Here is an 18658-nt window from a genome sequence, read left to right on the forward strand (position 1 = left end):
CCCCGGTTAGCGTGGTCGCACCCGCCCGCACCACCCGTCCGGAGCCGCCCCGTGGACTCGTCCGTCCTCGCCTTCGCCACCGACCTGCTCGACGAGGGCCCCGAGACCTTCTTCGGCAACCTCACCGACCGCGCCGGGGTCGGCGGCGTCACCCTCGCCTCGGTCTACCACGAGGCCCGCGACGTCTTCCCGCACAACCCGCACCGGGTGGTCCGCTACCTGGAGCCGGGCGCCGCCTACTTCCGCCCCGACCCGGCCCGCTGGGCCGGGCGCCGGCTCACCCCGCTGCCCTCCACCGCGATCGGCGACCGCGACCCGTTCGCCGAGGCGGCCGAGGAGGCCCGGCGGCGCGGCCTCAAGCTGCACGCCTGGACGGTCTTCTGCCACAACGACCGGCTCGGCTTCCGCCACCCCGAAGTCTCCCCCGAGAACGCCTTCGGCGACCGCCACCTCACCGAGCTCTGCCCGGCCAACCCCGAGGTCCGCGACTACGCCACCACCCTGGTCGGCGAGTTCGCCCGCTACGGCGTCGACGCGATCCGCGCCGAGTCGCTGCACTTCCACGGCCTGCGCCACGGCTACCACCACGAGCGCTACTTCGAGCAGCTCGGACCGGTCACCGAGGCCCTGCTCGGCCTCTGCTTCTGCGAGCACTGCCGGGCCGCCTTCGGCCCGGACGCGGAGGCCGTCCGCACCGCCGTCCGCACCGAGGTCCGGGCCCGCCTGGCCGACGAGGCCCGGGCCGCCGAGCCCGCCCCGCTCGACGGCCTCGCGGACGGCGCGGTGGCCGCGTACGTGGACGCCTCCGCCCGCACCGTCACCTCGCTGGCCACCGAGGTCGCCGAGGCGGCCGCCGCCGACGGCATGCGGCTCAGCTTCATGGACGGCGGCGGCCCCGGCACCGGCTGGCTCTCCGGCATCGACCTGCCCGCCCTGACCAAGGGCGTCCACCAGATCGAGACCCTCGGCTACGCCCGCACCCCCGAGGCGGTCCGCGACAAGGTCGCCGCCTTCGCGGTGCACGGCGTGCGCCCCGAGGAGATGGCCGTCATCCTCCGCCCGATGACCGAGGACTGCGACGGCCCCGCCAACCTCGCCGCCAAGATCGCCGTCCTGCGCGAGCTCGGCGTCCCGGAGGTCGAGTTCTACAACTACGGCCTGATGCGGCTCTCCTCCATGGACCGCATCGGCCAGGCCCTCCGCGGCTGACCCCCCGTCACCACCCCGGCCGGGAGGTCCCGCCCCACCCCGCGAGACCTCCCGCCCCGCCCGCCGCAGGCGCCGCTACCGCTTGCGGCGCGACGTCCCGAAGACGCTCCGCAAGACCTCCCTCCCGACCTGCGCCCCGGCCGACCTCTCCCTCCCCTGCCCTCCCCGCCCGCCGCAGGCGGCCCTACCGCTTGCGACGCGAGGTCCCGAAGATGCTCCGCGAGATCTCCCTCCCGAGCTGCGTCCCCGCCGAGCGCGCGAACGACTTCAGCATCGGGTTGTTCAGCAGCGCGTCCATCAGCCCCGGCTCGGGCTTCGCCGCGGGCGGCGCGGGAGCAGGAGCGGGCTCGGGCAGTGCCTCGGGCTGCGGCGGCGCCTCCGGCTCCGGCTCCGGACGGGCCGTCAGCTTCTCGTACGCCGACTCGCGGTCGACCGCGTCCCGGTAGCGCCCGATCAGCGCCGACCCGTCCACCGCCGCCCGCAGCGCCTCCGCCGGCACCGGCCCCATCAACGACTGCGGCGCCCGCAGCCGGGTGGCCGCGACCGGCGTCGGCGCGCCCTTCTCGGAGAGCACCGTCACCACCGCCTCCCCCGTCCCGAGCCCGGTCAGCACCTCCCCGAGGTCGTAGGCGGCCGACTTCGGGAAGGTGGAGACGGTCGCCTTCAGCGCCTTGGCGTCGTCCGGCGTGAAGGCCCGCAGCGCGTGCTGCACCCGGTTGCCCAGCTGCGCCAGCACGTCCCCCGGCACGTCCTTGGGCGTCTGGGTCACGAAGAAGACCCCGACCCCCTTGCTGCGGATCAGCCGCACCGTCTGGGTGATCGCCTCCAGGAAGGCCTTCGAGGCCCCCTTGAACAGCAGGTGCGCCTCGTCGAAGAAGAACACCAGCTTGGGCTTCTCCGGGTCCCCCACCTCCGGCAGCTCCTGGTAGAGCTCGGCCAGCAGCCACATCAGGAAGGTGGAGAACAGCCGCGGCCGGTCCTGCACCGCCGGCAGCTCCAGCACCGAGACCACCCCGCGCCCGTCCTGCGCGCACCGCAGCAGCTCGGAGGTGTCGAACTCCGGCTCGCCGAAGAAGGACCCGGCCCCCTCGTTCTCCAGCACCGTCACCGACCGCAGGATCACCCCCGCCGTGGCGGCGGACAGCCCGCCGATGCCCTTGAGCTGCTCCTTGCCCTCGGGGGAGGTGAGGAAGGAGATCACCGCCGAAAGGTCCTTGAGGTCGTAGAGCTCCAGGCCGTTGCGGTCGGCGAAGTGGAAGATCAGCGAGAGCGAGGCCTCCTGGGTCTCGTTCAGCTCCAGCACCTTGGACATCAGGAGCGGCCCGAAGCTGGTCACGGTGGCCCGCAGCGGGATGCCGTCGCCGAGCCCGCCGAGGGCGTAGAACTCGGCCGGGCAGCCCTGCGCCGACCAGACCTGCCCGACCTCGGCGGCCCGGCCGGCCACCTTCTCGTTGGCCTGCCCGGGCGCGGAGATGCCGGAGACGTCGCCCTTCACGTCGGCCAGGAACACCGGGACGCCCTGGGCCGAGAGCTGTTCGGCGATCAGCTGGAGGGTCTTGGTCTTGCCGGTGCCGGTCGCCCCGGCCACCAGACCGTGCCGGTTCAGCGCCCCGAGCGGGATGCGGACCGGCGCCCCGGGGAAGGCGGTGCCGTCCAGCAGCACGGCGCCGAGGTCGAGCGCGGGGCCGGTGAAGGCGTATCCGGCCGCGATCTCCCGCACCTCGGCCGGCAGCTCGTCGATGGGCTTCTGGTCGGTGGTCATCTCGGCAGGCTCCCGGTCCTCGCGAACGGATCGTCAGAACAACCACCCCGAAAAGGGGATGTTTCCTATGTAATCCCTACGAATCACCGAACGCAGGCCGGGTCACGCTTGCTGTGCCCCGGGGCGGCGTGACGGTAGGCTTTCCGTGTGATCTTCAAGCGCATCGGCAACGCACGGCCGTACCCGGATCACGGCCGGACCAGCACCCGCCAGTGGGCGGACGTCGCGCCGCGCCCGGTGCGGCTGGACCAACTGGTCACCACCAAGGGCCAGCTGGACCTCGAGACCCTCCTGGCCGAGGACTCCACCTTCTACGGGGACCTCTTCGCCCACGTGGTGAAGTGGCGCGGCGACCTCTACCTGGAGGACGGCCTGCACCGCGCGGTCCGGGCCGCGCTCCAGCAGCGCCAGGTCCTGCACGCCCGCGTCCTCGAGATGGACTGACCCTCCGTCACTCCTTCGCGGGACCGCTGCCGTCGTCCGTTCGGACGCCGGTACATCCTTTCGAGTGCCCGCGTACTCCAGATGATGATCATTTAGTACCTCCGGGCCGGGTGTGGCACTAATCTGCTGATTACGGCCGCAGACTCCGGCACTCCGCCCCGTCGGCCGCATCCGCCCGACCCTTGCCCTGGCACGAGGGGGAGACCGACCCGTGAGCATGTTGACTCCCCAGGGACTGAAGGGGAAGCAGTACCGGATCACCGGTAACTCCTACCCCCGCCTTGGACGCCCGCCGAAGAAGAGCCGCAAGATCCTTGCCGCGATCGGCGCCCTGCTGGCCCTCTCGCTGATCGCCCTCGGCGGCGTGCAGCTGGTGGACATCTTCTCCGGCACGAAGGGCGGCACCGCGCAGGCCTGCGCCTCCCCCTCCGGGAAGCCGCTGGCCGCCCCCGAACCGGCCGGCACCCCGGCCGCCTCCCCCACCGCCGGCGCCACCTCGACGGCCGTCCCGCAGCCGAACGCCGTGACGGTGAACGTCTACAACGCCACCGCCAAGTCGGGCCTGGCCGCGCGGACCGCCGAGGAGTTCAAGAAGCGCGGCTTCACCATCGGCAAGGTCGGCAACGCGCCCGCCAACGTGGAGAAGCTGCCCACCACCACCGTCCAGGTGATCAGCGGCCCCGGCGGCCTCGGCGGCGCCACCCTGCTCGCCTCCCAGGTCGGCGGCGCCACCAAGTCGGCCGACACCCGGGTGGACGGCTCCGTGGACGTGGTGGTCGGCGACGCCTTCACCGCACTGCTCGAACCGAACCAGGCCGCCGCCGCACTGGCCGAGGCCACCAAGCCCTCGCCCACCCCCAGCCCGGTGCCCGGCAGCTGCTGACCGGCCCCGCCGCCGGGCGCCGACGGCCGCCGTGCGGCACCACTGACCGAACGTCAGGAGGGCCCCACCCCCGTGCGGGGGTGGGGCCCTCCTCGCGTGCTCCGTGCCTCAGCCGGCGGTGCCGTACAGGCGGTCGCCCGCGTCGCCCAGGCCCGGCACGATGTAGCCGTTCTCGTTCAGGCGCTCGTCCACGGCGGCGGTCACCACGGTGACCGGCAGGCCGGCCAGCTCGCGCTCCATCACCTCGACGCCCTCCGGCGCCGCCAGCAGCACCACGGCGGTGACGTCGGTGGCGCCCCGCTCGATCAGCATCCGGATCGCCGCGACCAGCGTGCCGCCGGTGGCCAGCATCGGGTCCAGCACGTACACCTGACGGCCCGAGAGGTCGTCCGGCATCCGGGTGGCGTAGGTGGAGGCCTCCAGGGTCTCCTCGTTCCGCACCATGCCGAGGAAGCCGACCTCGGCGGTCGGCAGCAGCCGGGTCATCCCGTCCAGCATGCCGAGGCCGGCCCGCAGGATCGGCACCACCAGCGGGCGCGGGTAGCTGAGCCTGGTCCCGGTGGTGACGGCGACCGGGGTGGTGATCTCCACCTCGTCGGTCCGGACGTCCCGGGTGGCCTCGTAGGCGAGCAGGGTGACCAGCTCGTCGGTGAGCCGACGGAAGGTCGGCGAGTCGGTGCGCTCGTCACGCAGGGTGGAGAGCTTGTGGGCCACCAAGGGGTGGTCGACGACATGGAGACGCATGTTCCGACCATAACGGGCATCGGCACACCCGTACGACCAGCCGGGCCGCACCCCTCCCCACCTGCGGGCTTCACCCGGCCCGCCCGGCGACCCGCCGCACCGGGTCGCCGGAGCCGCGCACCAGCTGTGGTATTTACCGGACACATCTGGGAAAGTCGGACCTTATGAAGAGCAGCACCCCGGCACCCGGGCCTCGCTCGACAGAGGAGCCCGAGGTCCCGCACGAGACCGAAGCCGAACGCCGCCGCCGGCGCGCAGTCTTCCTGCGCGAGCTGGCCGAGGCCCGCGAGCTCCGCGCCAGGGTGCAGCCACGGCGCACCAAGGAGCGCAGGATGCGCGAAGCCCTCCGGATGCGAACCTTCCGAATCTGACGGTACGTCGGTCATTCCGACACGACCTGCGAAGACGCGCTGCCGAACACTCCCCGCAGCGCCGGGCTTTCTGTCACGATGCCGGAGGGACGGTCCGAACAGCGGGCCGCACCCGGCGCGGGGGCGGCCAGGCCGCGCCCGTCCGAGATCGCCGACAGCCGAGACCAATCTTGGGAGAGTCCCTGGTGGCGTACTTCGCTGCAGTGCTTGCTCGCACCTCCGGCGGGTGGGACGTGAGCGAGACAGAACTGGACGACGTCGAGACCCTGACCGACCTGGCCGACCTGGCCAGGGAGGCGGCCCAGGACGACGACAGCGTCCTGATCTTCATCGAGCAGGAGGACGCCTGGTTCGCCGTCCTCCGGGTGGACGGCGAGGAGGATCCGCGGATCTTCGTCTCGGACGGGGCCGCCGCCGCCCGCAGCTCCTACGGTTCGATCCTCACCGACGAACTCCTCGACCGCGGCCCCGACGACTTCGACGAGCTCGACCGGCTGGTCGACCTCGACGAGGACTCCGAGGACTCCGACTCCGACACCTCCGACGGGGACGAGGACGAGGACAACGCCACCGGCCACGACGGCATCCCGATCGGCCCGCTCGGCGACGCCGAACTCCTCGCCGAGTTCGGCCTGGCCGCCGACGGCCTGCGCGAGCTCAGCGGCGAGGGCGCCCTGCCCGGCGACGCGCTCGGCGAGATCGCCGAGGCGATCGGCTGCGGCGAGGTCCTGGAGGCGGTCCGCTGAGGGCCTGAGGGCACCATGCCCGACACTGGTCCCATGCAGATCGCCCCGCTCCCGGCCCCCGTACGCCCCGACCCGGTGCGCGACCGCTGGACGGACGCGATGCGCCTCGCCATCGACGAGGCCGCACTCGCCACCGCCACCGGCGACGTACCGGTCGGGGCACTCGTGCTCGGCCCCGACGGCACCCTCCTCGGCCGCGGCCACAACGAACGCGAAGCCGTCGGCGACCCCACCGCCCACGCCGAGGTCGTCGCCATCCGGCAGGCCGCCGCCGCCCTCGGCGAGTGGCGCCTCAGCGGCTGCACCCTCGTCGTCACCCTCGAACCCTGCACCATGTGCGCCGGCGCCATCGTCCTCTCCCGCCTCGACCGCGTCGTCTACGGAGCCCTCGACGACAAGGCCGGCGCCGCCGGCTCCCTCTTCGACGTCATCCGCGACCGCCGCCTCAACCACCGCCCCGAGGTCATCCCCGGCGTCCTCGCCACCGCCTGCGCCGACCAGCTCCGCACCTGGTTCGACACCCACCGCTGAACGGATTTCGTCCCCACCCACCCCATCCGGTAGAGTCTCATCTCGGTAGCGTGTCCGAGCGGCCAAAGGAGCACGCCTCGAAAGCGTGTGTGGGGGCAACTTCACCGTGGGTTCGAATCCCACCGCTACCGCCATCAGCCCGAAGGGCCCCGATCCACCGGATCGGGGCCCTTCGGCGTTGCGGGAGGAGATCGGCACGGCGACCAGTGCGGGGCGAGGTCCTGGTGGGCGAGCTGCACGCTACGCGGTGTGACATGCCGTGGCTCCTGTACCGGTGCGCGCCGGCCGAGGGCCGGGAGGACGTGCGTACACGGTTCGAGGAACTGGCGACCTCCGTCTCCGTCCCGAACGACGACGGCAGGAGGTGGGTCGCCGCGGGCCTCGCGATCCGGGCCGTCGGCCTCCGGCCGGTGCCGTTCGGCTTCCAGGAACGGGGGCTGACGGGGTGGGCCGGCTCGTTCCTGTACATCGCGGACGGCTCCGCCGGACTGCGGTACCCGCACACCTGACGACTCGTCGTCCGGGCACGGAAAAGGCCCCGCACTCGGGGCTTTGACCACCGTGGCCCGGGGTGAGTGCGAGGCCTGTTGAGGGGGCAGCCGTCCCGGGGGGACGGACGGCTGCCCCGGGCGGAGGTCCCACAACCGGGGTCGTGTCGGGGGGAAGCCACGACGCCCGGTCCCACAGCGGGGAGCTCCGGTCCTCGTACCTGGGGATTCCTGCCAGATCCCTCGGTACGTGTTCCATCCTGCTGGACGGGGTGGGGGCGGGCGAGCGGAGAAGGGCCCGTCTTGGGGGGACCTTCGTCCTGGGGGGTGAACGGGGTGCTGACCTGATGGGCCGTCCGGTCGATAAGCTGCTCGGGGTGGTGGGCCAGGTGGGCTAGCGGGAGGCGGCGAGCAGGGTGGCACAGGCGAAGAAGATCGGGATGTGGCTGCTGCTGATCTTCGTGATCTACACGGTGATCACCTCTCCGACCCGGGCGGCCGAGCTGGTGCAGTCGGGGTTCGTGGGGATCTCGGACGCGGCCAAGGCGGTCGGGACGTTCATGACGGGGCTGGTCAGCTAGCGGACGGGAAGGACGGGGCCGCGGGGGCGGAGGCTACGGTGGGCGGGACAGCACACACCCTCGACCCGCTGGGAGCGGCATCGTGATTCGGCATCTGGTCCTGTTCAGGCTCAACGACGGCGTCACCAAGGACGACGAGCGCGCGGTGGCCGGCGCGAAGGCGTTCGAGGAGCTCGGCGGGCTGATCACCGAGCTGCGCGAGTGGGAGTGCGGCTGGAACACCACGGAGCGGGACATCGCCTACGACTTCGCGATCAACAGCCTGGTGGAGGACCGCGACGCGCTGGCCGCCTACCTGGGCCACCCGGCCCATCAGGCGGCCGCCCGGCAGTGGCGCGAGTTCGCCACCTGGGTGATCGCGGACATCGAGGTCTGAGTAGGCCGTTCGGACAGGTCGTACCCCAAGGACCCTTCGGCCCCCTGGCGCCCAGTGCGCCGGGGGGCCGTTCCACACCCCGACAGCTCTCCCGACTATCCGCCAACACGCCTACTACGGGTGCTTGCTCCCGATGTGCACGACTTGTGATGCTATGACCGTTTTTGCCGGACCTGGTGAGCGACGGGCAGCGGACCACGACCGGTGGTCCCTGGCACAGGGCGTGGGAGGGGTGGCGTGGCCGTGCGGACGCGGGACAGTCAGGACAGCAGTGCGCCGGAGGCCGGCGAGGAGCGGATCACCGAGGCGCGGATCAGCGAGGAGCGGATCGCCGAGGCTCGGGTCAGCGAGGAGCGGATCAGCGAGGAGCGGGTCGCCGAGGACCGGGGCGAGGCCGGGCCGGCGGCGGAGGTGCGCGGCCCCGCCCGGGGCCAGGTGGACGTGCGGACGCTGACCAGGGTGCTGTTCGAGCGGTTGGCGGAACTGCCGCCGGGCGCCCCGGAGCGGGAGCGGGTGCGGGCGGCGCTGATCGAGGCGAACATCCCGCTGGTGCGCTACGCGGCGACCCGCTTCCGCAGCCGGAACGAGCCGATGGAGGACATCGTCCAGGTCGGCACCATCGGCCTGATCAACGCGATCGACCGCTTCGACCCGACCCGGGGCGTGCAGTTCCCGACGTACGCGCTGCCGACCATCCTGGGCGAGATCAAGCGGTACTTCCGGGACAACGTCCGCACCATGCACGTGCCGCGCCGGCTGCAGGAGCTGTGGGTCCAGGTCAGCGGCGCCATGGAGGAGTTGACGGTCACTCACGGGCGCTCGCCCAAGGTGCCGGAGATCGCCGCCAACCTGCGGATCCCGGAGGAGGACGTCCGGGCCTGCCTGGCGGCCGGGCGGGCGTACAACGCGGCCTCGCTGGAGGCCGCGCAGGAGCACGAGGGCGGGCTGGCCCTGCTGGACCGGCTGGGCTACGAGGACTCGGCGCTGGCCGACGTGGAGCACCGGGACATGGTGCGCCACCTGCTGGTGCAACTGCCCGAGCGGGAGCGGCGGATCATCATGCTCCGGTTCTTCGCGAACCTGACGCAGTCCCAGATCAGCACCGAGCTCGGTATGTCGCAGATGCACGTGTCCCGACTACTGTCCAGAATCCTGACCCGTCTGCGGACCGGGAACTCCTGGGAGGAGTGACGCCGCGACGGGTAGCCGTGCGTCACTGCGGCGTGACATCTTGCGACGTTCGGGTTTGCCGGGGCGCCTGGGCCGGTATGGAGCTGGAGGGGTAGTCCGAAGCCGGGAACTGTCGCTGGGTAGTGCCCGTTGTACAGTCGGTCACGAGGGGGTGGAGCATGTCCGCAGAGCTGGGCAGCGCGGAGGGCCACGGTACGGCCGCCACGCTCGCGTCCGTGACGGGGCCGGGGCCGGTGCCCGAGCCGGTGGTGGTCGTGGTGGAGATCCCCTCCCAGGCGACGGCGGAGCGGCCCGCGGCCGGGGAGCCGGCGGGGCCCGAGGGCGCCGCGGACGGGCGTCCCGTCCTCGAGAAGGGTCTGGACACCCGGACGCTCTCGCGCTCGCTGTTCGCCCGGCTGGCCGGGCTGGAGCCGGGCAGCGAGGAGCACACCTACGTCCGCGACACCCTGATCGAGCTCAACCTGCCGCTGGTCCGGTACGCCTCCGCCCGCTTCCGCAGCCGGAACGAGCCGATGGAGGACATCGTCCAGGTCGGCACCATCGGCCTGATCAAGGCGATCGACCGCTTCGACCCGGAGCGCGGGGTGGAGTTCCCCACCTTCGCGATGCCCACCGTGGTCGGCGAGATCAAGCGCTTCTTCCGGGACACCAGCTGGTCGGTCCGGGTGCCGCGGCGGCTCCAGGAGCTGCGGCTGGCCCTCACCAAGGCCGGCGACGAGCTCTCCCAGAAGCTGGACCGCTCCCCCACCGTGGCCGAGCTCGCGGTCTTCCTCGGCGTCACCGAGGAGGACGTGGTCGAGGGCCTCGCGGTGGGGAACGCGTACACCGCCTCCTCGCTGGACTCCACTCCCGGCGAGGAGGACGGCGACGGGCCGCTGGCCGACCGGCTCGGCTACGAGGACCTGGCGCTGGAGGGCGTCGAGTACCGCGAGTCGCTCAAGCCGCTGCTGGCCAAGCTGCCGCCGCGCGAGCGCCGGATCATCATGCTCCGGTTCTTCGGCGGGCTGACGCAGTCCCAGATCGGCGAGGAGATCGGCATCTCGCAGATGCACGTCTCGCGGCTGCTCACCAAGACCCTGAGCCAGCTGCGGAACGGGCTGACCGGCGAGTAGCGCCTACGGCTCCAGCAGGTTGGCGCGCAGGCCGGCCAGGACGGCGTCGTCCAGGCCGAGGCCGTCGCGCCAGAAGTGGTCGAAGGAGTCCCAGCCCGCCTCCACCTCGGCGAAGGCGGCGTCCAGGAACTCGCGCTCGGCGCGGAGGACCGGGAGCAGCAGCGAGGGGTCCTCCATCAGGCCGGAGGTGCCGAAGCTCTCCATCAGGTGGTCGACCACGCGGGCCGAGCGCTCGTTGGTGAGCAGGTAGTCCTGGTAGACGGTCCCGCGGTCCACGCCGAGCGCGGTGAGGGCCAGGGCGGCCACCCAGCCGGTCCGGTCCTTGCCGGCCGAGCAGTGGAAGAGCACCGGCGGGCCGTCCGGCGCGGCCAGCAGCCGCAGCACCTCGGCGAAGCGCTCGCGGGCCTCGGGGACGGTGACGAACCAGCGGTAGAGGCCGGTCATGATGCCGGCCGCCCGACCGTCGCCGAGCAGCTCGCGCTGGCGGGCCGGATCGCGGTCGGCGAGGGCGTCGCGCAGGGCCACGTAGACGTCGAAGTCGGCGGCGAAGACCGGCAGGTGGTGGAGCGTCAGCCCGCCCTCCAGGGTGAGGGCGGCGGAGGTGGCCTCGGCCTGCTCCAGCTCGGCCAGACCGGCCACCGGCAGGCCTGCCATCCGGTCGGCCCCGGCCTCCCGGACCTCGCCGAAGCTGCGCAGGTCGACCACCCGGCGCACGCCGGCGGCGAGCAGCGCCGCGCCGTCCTCATCGGTCAGCCGGTGCAGCGCGTCGGCCCGCAGCGCCACGCCGTGGCGCACCACCGAGCCGTCCGCGGTGCGGTACCCGCCCAGGTCACGGGCGTTGGAGGCACCGGCCAGTCCGAGGCTGCGGGCTTGCTCGACGGACTGGGTCACGGGGGCCTCCGGGGCACGCTGGAACGGGAGTGCGGATCTTCCGCGCCAGTCTAGGCGGGTCGGATCCGCACCCCGGAGGGCGTCCCGGCAGGTGACGGGGTGCGTGGCGGCAGACGGTGCGGCGCACCGCACGGCGTGCCGCTACGCGGGGGTCACTTGACGGCCAGCCAGATGACGGCACCCAGGACCGCCAGGCCGAGCACGGCGAGACCGACGATCAGGCCGGTGCGGCTGTTGCCGCCGGTGCTGCCGTAGGTCGTCACCGAGCCGGGCGCCTGCGGGGCCGGGGCCTCGTCGACGAAGGCCCGGAACATCTGGGTGCTGCCGGCGGGGTCGTAGTCGTTGTCAGCCATGCCACGGACTCTAGCCAACCCCGCAGGTCGAGGAACACCCCGGACCCCCTCGTTAGTGGTGCCCGATGGCAGCACTGCTACGGGCGTACGACGGTCCTGTGAAGGCCCGTGGAGAACCCGCGCGGGCCGGTGAACGGTGCGGTTGGATCGCCCCCATGACCGACATCCTCAGCGACGCCCGGCACCGGGTGACCCTCGGCGCCTCGGACCTCTCCGTCTCCCGGCTGGCCCTCGGCGGCAACGTCTTCGGCTGGACCGCCGACCGCGACGCCTCCTTCGCCGTGCTGGACGCCTACGCCGCGGCCGGCGGCAACTTCGTGGACACCGCCGACGTCTACTCGGCCTGGGTGCCGGGGAACACCGGCGGCGAGTCCGAGGCGATCATCGGCGAGTGGCTGCGCAGCCGGGGGAACCGGGACGCGGTGGTGGTCGCCACCAAGGTCGGCGCGCACCCCGAGGCGGAGGGCCTCTCGGCGGCCACCGTGCGCTCGGCCACCGAGGCCTCGCTGCGGCGCCTGGGCCTGGACCACGTCGACCTGCTGTACACCCACCGGGACGACCTCGGGACGCCGGTGGCCGAGATCGTCGGCGTGCTGGACGAGCTGGTCCGGGAGGGCAAGGTCCGGGCGGTGGCCGCCTCCAACATCGGCGCGGACCGGCTGGCCGAGTCGCTGGCGCACTCCGCCGCCGAGGGCCTGGCGGCGTACGTCGCGGTGCAGCCGAACTACAGCCTGGTCTCCCGCGGCACCTACGAGGGCGGGCTGGCGGAGGTGGTGGCCGAGTACGGGCTGTCCGCCGTGCCGTACTACGCGCTGGCCTCGGGCTTCCTGACGGGCAAGTACCGGCCGGGCGGCCCGGAGGTGGACAGCGCCCGGGCGGTCGGCGCCTCGCGCCACCTGACCGAGGGGCGCGGCCTGGCCGTGCTGGAGGCGCTGGACCGGATCGCGGAGGGGCGCGGGGCGGCCCTGGCCAGTGTGGCGCTGGCCTGGGTGGCGGCGCAGCCGACCGTCGCGGCGCCGATCGCCTCCGCGCGGACGGTGGAGCAGTTGCCGGCGCTGCTGGAGGGCGTGCGGCTGGAGCTGACGCCGGAGGAGCTGGAGCTGCTGGACGCCGCCTCGGCGGGGTGACCCGGGCCGTCGGGCTGCCGGACGGACGGGCGGGCGGTCTGACGGACGGGCGGACTGACGGACCGTCCGCGCGGGCCCGGGGCGGCTGGTGCTCCGGGCCCGCGCGGGCTCTCCGCTACGGGCGGCCGATGTGGGTCGGGAAGTAGCCCTGGCTGAGGGTCGAGATCCGGATCCGGGTGCCGGGGCGGGCAGCCTCGAGGTACTTGTTGTCGCCGAGGTAGACGGCGACGTGGTGGATCCCGGAGGCCCGGCTGCTGTTGGACCAGAACAGCAGGTCCCCGCGCCGGAGTTGGCCCGCATCGATCGGCGTGGTGGCGGCGTACTGGTCGTCGGCCACCCGGGGCAGCGAGATGCCCGCCCGGCGGTAGGCCTGCTGCACCAGGCCCGAACAGTCGTACCCGGAGGGGCCGTTGCCGCCCCAGACGTAGGGCTTTCCCAACTGGGCGGTGGCGTAGGCGATCGCGGCCTCGACCGAGGAGGAGCCCGGCTGCGAGGGCTGCGGCGCCGGGGGCTTGGGCTGCGGCGCCGGGGGCTGGGGCTGTCCGGCGCCCGCGCCGGTGCGGGCGTTGTAGACCGAGAGGTGGCTGGTCCAGCGCCACTCACCCGAGGCGTTCTTGAACCAGTACTTCGAACCGTCCCAACCCTGGCTCCCGGCGGCGGCGTTGGCGTTCGCCGCACCGAGTCCGAGGCCGACCGTACCGGCTCCGGCGAGCACCGTGGTGGCCACGCAGGTGGCGCGCACCGCCCGGTGTATTCGCCCGGGCTCGGCGTCCTCGCGGGCGGCGGCGGACCTGCTCCGCTCCTCCTCGCGGCACGGAGGGCAGGCGCACGGCCCCTCCCCCGGGGAGGTCTCGGAGAAGTCGATCAGGGCGGGGTCGGTGGCTATCCTCACGCGGGCCTTCCTTCCTTGCGCCCGGCCCTGGCGGCCGGGGACGGCACGGCGGCGGCCACCCCGGCGGGGGCCACGAAGGCGACCAGCAGCTGCTCCATCAGCGCGCTGCGGGCGGCCTCGTCCAGCTGGTGCGCGGTGGCCCGCTCAAGGCGGCGGACGGCCAGCGCGGCGGCCTCCACCGCGTCGTCCACCAGGACGGTGCGCAGGCCCGCGTCCAGATCGGCCAGCCGACGGCGGCGCATCGACTCGGCGACCTCCGGCGCGTAGTCCAGGGAGAGCGGCTGCACCGAGTAGGCCTCGATCCCGGCCGGGGCGACCTCGGCGGCCAGCGCCCGGGTCAGCTCGTCGGCGAACCACTGACCGTCCCGCAGGGCAGGCCCCGGCGCGGAGTTGGAGTCACAGGGCAGGGCGCTGGCGATCCGGGTCAGCACCGCGTGCACCTGCTCGCGCAGGTAGGCCTCGTGCTCGGCGATGGCCAGGGCGGCCCGCGCGGTGTCCCGCACCCGCCAGACGATCAGCAGCCGGACCACGATCGGGGTGCCGGTGCGGTCGGTGACGTGCACCGGCTCGCTGCGCCAGTGCCGGAGCCGGACGTCCACCCGGCGGCGGCGCAGCAGCGGGTTGACCCAGAGCAGACCGGTGCGGCGCACCGTGCCCCGGTACCGGCCCCAACGGGTGAGCACCCGGGTCTCGCCGCCCGCGTTGACCAACAGTCCCGACAGCGCGACCAGCACCGCCAGCCCGGCGGCCGCGACGGCCGCTGCCGAACGGAGCGTCACCTCGGAACCGCCGCTCGCCCTCGCAGCCTCGCCACGGAGGTCGGGCAGCACGTCCGGGTGCGGCAGCACCCCGGCCCGGGCCAGCACCAGCAGCACCCCGGCGATCCCGGCCAGCAGCACCAGCAGGGCCAGCCAACCGGGCAGCGAACGGGCCTGGCGCTCCCGGAGGTTGGGGTCGGTCCGGGGCGGGCGACGGCCGGCCCGGACCTCGGTGACGGCCGGGCCTTCGAGGGTCGGCGCGTCGGCGGCCGGCGCGGCCGGCCGATCGTGGGCGGCGACCCTCGGCGCCTCGGACGCGGTCGGCGTGTCCGGCGTGTCCGGCGTGTCCGGCGTGTCCGGCGTGTCGGGCGTGGCGGGCGTGGCGTGTCCCGGCGTGACGGCGTCCGGCACGACGGCGGGCTCGCCCTCGACGGGCAGCGGGTGCACCTTGATCAGCGGACGGGCGACCGCACCGGCCACGGCCAGGCTGAGCGGCGTGGCGCCGCCACCACCGGGCAGCTCCGGCCGTTCCGGCAGGACCGGGGGCCAGGTCTCGGGACGGGGGGAGGGTTCGCGGGTGACGTCCATGCACGGGTTCCTTGGTGGTCGGTGTGTCGCGCAACGGGCGGCCCGGAACTGACGGGCGGGGCCAGGTTCAGGCTAGGTTGATAAGTCATCAAATGCGACATTTGCGGCGCGGCGTGTCGAGCATATCTGACGGCGCGTCGGGCGACGCGCCGTCAGATTCCGCAGCTCAGCGGCGTCGTCGGCCGCCACTGCCCCGGCTGAGCACCCGCCGGGCCAGCAGACCGAGCGCCGTCAGCATGAGCAGCAGCCCGAACGCACCGTTCCGCCAACTCTCGGCCTCGCTCTGGGCCCCGACCGGCGGTGCGGCGAGGTTCCGCTCCTCCGGGCCCGTCTCGGACGTCGAGGGCTCGGGGCTCGGCGGAGGCGCCGGAGCATCGGCGGCCCCCGGCTGCCCCGCCGCGGAGGTGACGGCGGGTCGCCCCGCCGTGGAGGGGGACGGCGACGGCGTACCCGAGGGGGCGCCCGAAGGCGAGGCCGACGACGACGGAGAGGTTGTGGCGGCCGTTGGCGAAGCCGACACGACCGGGGGGGCTGATTCCACCGCGGGTGCGGCGGCCGGACCCGACGGCGGCGGGGAGACCGGGCTGCCCTGTTCCGTTTGGGTGGACGGCGAGGCCGAGACCGAGGGAACGGCCGCGGCGGACACCGAAGGTGACGCAGCCACAGTCGCCGACCCGGACGGCGACGCCGACGGCGAAGCGGGGGCCGACGGCGCGGGCGAGGCGGACGGTACGGACCCCGAAGGCGGGGCCGACACGGCTGCGGACGCCGGAGCCGACGACGGCGAACCCGAAGCAGCTGCGGATGCGGACGAGGAAGGCGCTGCGGACGGCGAGGCCGACGCGGATGCGGGGGCGGAGGCCGACGGCGAGGCCGAAGGGGACGCCGAGGCCGACGGGGACGGCTCGGGTACGGCCGGGTCCGTACCGCCGCCGGGCACCACGATCGGGACGATCGCGGCCAGCTCGTCCGGCGTCAACACCGGTCCGGTGGACGGCGGTTCGGACGGCTCACCGGACGGCGTGGGCCGTACGGAGGCCGGCACGGTCGGCAGCAGCGACGGCGAACCGGACGGCAGCGGAAGGGCGCTGGCCGGGACGGACGGCGACGGCGTGTCGGCCGGACCCGACGCCGACGGCCCCACGGCGGGCCGGGAGGGAGAAGCCGAGGACGGGACCGACGGAAGGGCGGCCACCGAGGGAGAGGCCGAGGCGGAGGCGGACGGCGACGGCACCACCGAGACCGACGGCGTGGGCGTGGGCGTGGGCGTGGGCACAACCGAAGGCGAAGCGGAGGGCGAAGGCGAAGGAGACGGCGACGGCGACGGCGACGGCGACGGCTCCGCCGGCGGACGGACCGTCAGGTCGGCCGCGTTGGCCGAAGCCGTGTTCCCCGCCCGGTCCGTGGCCGTGACCACCACCGCGTAGTCGCCCGCCGCCAGGTCACGTGCGGCGGTGCAGCTCCAGGCCCCGTCCGCCCCGGTGACGGCGGTGCAGAGCACGAACCGCTCCCCCGCCGCCCGCGGCCGGGCGGTGACGGTCACGGTGGAGCCGGGCTCGGCGCGGCCGGTGAGGCGGGGTCGGGTGGTGTCGAGGACCGCACCCGCCGCCGGGGAGCCGAGGGAGGGCCGGGGCGGGGCGACGGTGTCGACCACCAGGGCGGCGGGCTTGCCGGCCGTGCGGTTGCCGGCGGCGTCGGAGGCGGAGGGGGTGAGCTGGTGACGGCCGTCGGCGAGGTTCTCCACCGGGAGGCAGGACCAGGTGCCGTCGGCGGCCACGGCGGTGCTGCACAGCTCGCCGGCGATCCGCCCGGCGCCGGGCGCGGCCGGGGAGTCGACCACGGAGACGGTGGTGCCGGGGTCGGCGGTGCCGGTGAGCAGCAGACCGGGGTCGTTGGTGTACTCGGGGAGGGTCAACTGCGGGGCCGAGGGCGGATCGGTCTTGACGGTGAGTCGGATCTCCTCGCCGCGCAGCACCAGCCCGCCCCGGGTGGTCTCCACCGGGACCAGGACGTGCTCCCCGGCGGGGAGCGGCTGGTCCGGGCGGCAGACCCAGCCGCCGTCCCGTCCGACGGCCGCGCGGCAGAGCTCGCGCTCGCCCTCCAGCACCGCGACGGTGGCGCCGGCGACGCCCGCCTCGCCGCGGATCTCCGGGCGGGCCTCGGCCAGCACGCTGCCGCTGACCGGGCTGGTGAGCTCGGGGCGGGCGGCACCGACGGTGAGCCGGACCTTCTGGTCGAGCACCTCGCCGGAGTCGGCGAAGCCGCCCGGGTTGACCACCTGGGCGGCGGCGTGGGCCAGCCGGAGCCGGGCCCACGCCTCCCCCGCGGCCGCGTTGCCGGGCACGATCCACTCCAGCCGGGCGCTCTTCGCGCCGGGGACCACCTCGGCCTGCACCCGCTCGGGGGCGTCGAACTTCCCGTTGTGGTCGAAGTCGATCCAGCCGGCCAGGGTGGCCGGCCCGGAGGCGGCGGCGACCGGGACGGTGGCCTCGTAGTAGCGCCCGATCGCGGCCTCGGCGGGGAAGACCACGGTCGGGTCGGGGCCCTGGTAGTCGCCCCGGCCGGGCTGGGGGGTGCCGGGCGCGGTGGGCCGCTCGAAGGCGCTGCGGCGGGACTCGCCGCCGTCCAACTCGACCATCGGCTGCGAGCGTTCGAGCAGGGCCTCGGGCTCCTGCGGGCCGGCCGGGCCCTCCGGCACCAGCGGCCGGGCCACGGTGGCGGTGCCGGGGCGGGCCGCGCCGGTGGCGGTGCGTCCGAGGAAGAGGTCGGAGACCAGGTGCGAGGCGTTGGTGTAGCCCTGGGGCGCGCTGCCCACGCCCTCGTCCAGGGTCACCGTGTACGCCTGCCGGAGCGGCCCCGGGGCGGGGGCGGAGCCGGACGCCGTGCTGCGCTGCTCCAGACGGAAGGTCACGGTGGAGACGGTGCCGGAGAGTTCGAGGCTGCCCTGCCCGGGCCCGGCCTCGGGGCCGGTCTCCCCGGAGCCCGCGGGGGTGAGGGCGTTGTCGGTGACGGTCCAGCCGGGCCAGTCGGTGCGGGCGACCAGGCTGGGGGCGCTCGGGCTGCCGCCGGTGACGGTCAGCCGGCTCACCGTGGAGGTCGACCCGTTCCTTCCGCCGGCCAGCGCGGAGAGGCCGCTGAGGTGCAGCCGGGGATTGCGGACCGGGCCGGAGAAGGAGAGCTGGAGGGTGCCGAGGGTGCGCCAGGAACCGTCCGTGGTGGGCCGTTCCGCGCCGAGTTCGAACGCGGTGGCCGGATCTCCGCCGCGCAGCCCGTCGGAGTATCCGCCGCCACCGGTGGCGAGCTTTCCGGCACCGCCTTTGGCGGTGATTCCGGGGAGGGGGGAGAAATCCAGCTGGACCCGGAGTCCGGAGGGCAGCGCGGCGCGGCGTTCGGCCGACCAGGAGTCCGGGGTCTGCTGCGCGACCGCGGCCGGGGCCAGCAGCGGTGAATTCCAGCCGAGCAGCAGCCCGGTGGCCAGCACCGCCGCCATTCTCCGCCCGATTCCCGACCTCCGGCCGGCGCTCCCCCCTGCCCTCCCGGAGGCGACCTCCGCCGCAGGTGCGGCGCACCGGCCCGAGCGGGCGGCTGACGGCGTGTCGGCAGAACGGAAC

The 18658-nt window shown here is 74.2% G+C and carries 19 protein-coding genes and 1 tRNA gene; 13 read left to right on the forward strand and 7 right to left on the reverse strand.

The window, feature by feature from the left end:
* The first annotated feature begins 51 nt into the window (after nucleotides 1-51).
* Complete coding sequence (locus tag ACWCYY_RS13695; RefSeq protein ID WP_449796124.1) at nucleotides 52-1209, forward strand: hypothetical protein; 1158 nt, start codon at nucleotides 52-54, stop codon at nucleotides 1207-1209.
* 184 nt (nucleotides 1210-1393) lie between these two features.
* Here ACWCYY_RS13695 and ACWCYY_RS13700 read toward each other — a convergent pair whose 3' ends face one another.
* A complete protein-coding gene (locus ACWCYY_RS13700) occupies nucleotides 1394-2971 on the reverse strand; it encodes a helicase HerA-like domain-containing protein (protein WP_345287116.1) in 1578 nt (525 codons plus the stop codon).
* Between the two features lie 147 nt (nucleotides 2972-3118).
* Between ACWCYY_RS13700 and ACWCYY_RS13705 the strand changes: the two genes are divergently transcribed.
* Together ACWCYY_RS13705 and ACWCYY_RS13710 are read left to right on the forward strand one after the other, a co-directional pair.
* Nucleotides 3119-3415, forward strand: coding sequence for a type II toxin-antitoxin system VapB family antitoxin (locus ACWCYY_RS13705; RefSeq protein WP_104817069.1), 297 nt, complete (start codon nucleotides 3119-3121; stop codon nucleotides 3413-3415).
* Between the two features lie 217 nt (nucleotides 3416-3632).
* Nucleotides 3633-4298 carry a LytR C-terminal domain-containing protein gene (locus ACWCYY_RS13710; protein WP_449796198.1) on the forward strand — a complete coding sequence of 222 codons (666 nt, stop codon included), beginning with the start codon at nucleotides 3633-3635 and terminating at the stop codon, nucleotides 4296-4298.
* A 108-nt stretch (nucleotides 4299-4406) separates the two neighbouring features.
* Here ACWCYY_RS13710 and upp read toward each other — a convergent pair whose 3' ends face one another.
* The gene (upp, locus tag ACWCYY_RS13715) at nucleotides 4407-5042 is read right to left on the reverse strand and encodes a uracil phosphoribosyltransferase (RefSeq protein ID WP_345287119.1); all 636 of its coding nucleotides are present in this window, start codon (nucleotides 5040-5042) and stop codon (nucleotides 4407-4409) included.
* A gap of 164 nt (nucleotides 5043-5206) precedes the next feature.
* On the opposite strand from upp, the gene ACWCYY_RS13720 reads away from it, so the two are divergent.
* The 9 genes from ACWCYY_RS13720 to ACWCYY_RS13760 all read left to right on the forward strand — a co-directional run bounded on the left by ACWCYY_RS13720 (nucleotide 5207) and on the right by ACWCYY_RS13760 (nucleotide 10438).
* Nucleotides 5207-5413, forward strand: coding sequence for a hypothetical protein (locus tag ACWCYY_RS13720; protein WP_345287121.1), 207 nt, complete (start codon nucleotides 5207-5209; stop codon nucleotides 5411-5413).
* A 233-nt stretch (nucleotides 5414-5646) separates the two neighbouring features.
* Nucleotides 5647-6159: a tRNA adenosine deaminase-associated protein gene (locus ACWCYY_RS13725; RefSeq protein WP_449796125.1), complete on the forward strand. Its 513-nt coding sequence runs from the start codon at nucleotides 5647-5649 to the stop codon at nucleotides 6157-6159.
* Between the two features lie 33 nt (nucleotides 6160-6192).
* Complete coding sequence (gene tadA / locus ACWCYY_RS13730) at nucleotides 6193-6690, forward strand: tRNA adenosine(34) deaminase TadA (protein ID WP_345287125.1); 498 nt, start codon at nucleotides 6193-6195, stop codon at nucleotides 6688-6690.
* Between the two features lie 44 nt (nucleotides 6691-6734).
* Nucleotides 6735-6824, forward strand: a tRNA-Ser gene (locus ACWCYY_RS13735).
* Nucleotides 6825-6944: 120 nt separating this feature from the next.
* Nucleotides 6945-7199, forward strand: a complete 255-nt coding sequence (locus ACWCYY_RS13740) for a hypothetical protein (protein ID WP_449796126.1) — start codon at nucleotides 6945-6947, stop codon at nucleotides 7197-7199.
* Between the two features lie 395 nt (nucleotides 7200-7594).
* Nucleotides 7595-7759 carry a hypothetical protein gene (locus ACWCYY_RS13745; RefSeq protein WP_345287128.1) on the forward strand — a complete coding sequence of 55 codons (165 nt, stop codon included), beginning with the start codon at nucleotides 7595-7597 and terminating at the stop codon, nucleotides 7757-7759.
* A gap of 82 nt (nucleotides 7760-7841) precedes the next feature.
* Entirely contained in the window at nucleotides 7842-8135 is a 294-nt protein-coding gene (locus ACWCYY_RS13750) for a Dabb family protein (protein ID WP_449796127.1), read from the forward strand.
* Between the two features lie 237 nt (nucleotides 8136-8372).
* Nucleotides 8373-9326: an RNA polymerase sigma factor SigF gene (locus tag ACWCYY_RS13755; RefSeq protein ID WP_449796128.1), complete on the forward strand. Its 954-nt coding sequence runs from the start codon at nucleotides 8373-8375 to the stop codon at nucleotides 9324-9326.
* Between the two features lie 158 nt (nucleotides 9327-9484).
* Nucleotides 9485-10438, forward strand: a complete 954-nt coding sequence (locus tag ACWCYY_RS13760; protein ID WP_449796129.1) for an RNA polymerase sigma factor SigF — start codon at nucleotides 9485-9487, stop codon at nucleotides 10436-10438.
* A gap of 3 nt (nucleotides 10439-10441) precedes the next feature.
* On the opposite strand, the gene ACWCYY_RS13765 is transcribed toward ACWCYY_RS13760, so the two are convergent.
* Together ACWCYY_RS13765 and ACWCYY_RS13770 are read right to left on the reverse strand one after the other, a co-directional pair.
* Entirely contained in the window at nucleotides 10442-11329 is an 888-nt protein-coding gene (locus ACWCYY_RS13765) for a tyrosine-protein phosphatase (RefSeq protein ID WP_449796130.1), read from the reverse strand.
* 152 nt (nucleotides 11330-11481) lie between these two features.
* The gene (locus tag ACWCYY_RS13770; protein WP_345287135.1) at nucleotides 11482-11682 is read right to left on the reverse strand and encodes a hypothetical protein; all 201 of its coding nucleotides are present in this window, start codon (nucleotides 11680-11682) and stop codon (nucleotides 11482-11484) included.
* A 155-nt stretch (nucleotides 11683-11837) separates the two neighbouring features.
* On the opposite strand from ACWCYY_RS13770, the gene ACWCYY_RS13775 reads away from it, so the two are divergent.
* Nucleotides 11838-12809, forward strand: a complete 972-nt coding sequence (locus ACWCYY_RS13775; protein ID WP_449796131.1) for an aldo/keto reductase — start codon at nucleotides 11838-11840, stop codon at nucleotides 12807-12809.
* 115 nt (nucleotides 12810-12924) lie between these two features.
* Here ACWCYY_RS13775 and ACWCYY_RS13780 read toward each other — a convergent pair whose 3' ends face one another.
* The 3 genes from ACWCYY_RS13780 to ACWCYY_RS13790 all read right to left on the reverse strand — a co-directional run bounded on the left by ACWCYY_RS13780 (nucleotide 12925) and on the right by ACWCYY_RS13790 (nucleotide 18528).
* Entirely contained in the window at nucleotides 12925-13701 is a 777-nt protein-coding gene (locus ACWCYY_RS13780) for a C40 family peptidase (protein WP_449796132.1), read from the reverse strand.
* Nucleotides 13698-15047 (reverse strand): SPFH domain-containing protein, encoded by a 1350-nt coding sequence (locus ACWCYY_RS13785; protein ID WP_449796133.1) that lies wholly within the window; start codon nucleotides 15045-15047, stop codon nucleotides 13698-13700. The genes ACWCYY_RS13780 and ACWCYY_RS13785 overlap by 4 nt, the downstream gene beginning before the upstream one ends.
* A 166-nt stretch (nucleotides 15048-15213) precedes the next feature.
* Nucleotides 15214-18528 carry an Ig-like domain-containing protein gene (locus ACWCYY_RS13790; protein WP_449796134.1) on the reverse strand — a complete coding sequence of 1105 codons (3315 nt, stop codon included), beginning with the start codon at nucleotides 18526-18528 and terminating at the stop codon, nucleotides 15214-15216.
* Nucleotides 18529-18658 lie beyond the last annotated feature (130 nt).

It is taken from the genome of Kitasatospora sp. NPDC001664 (assembly GCF_053596675.1).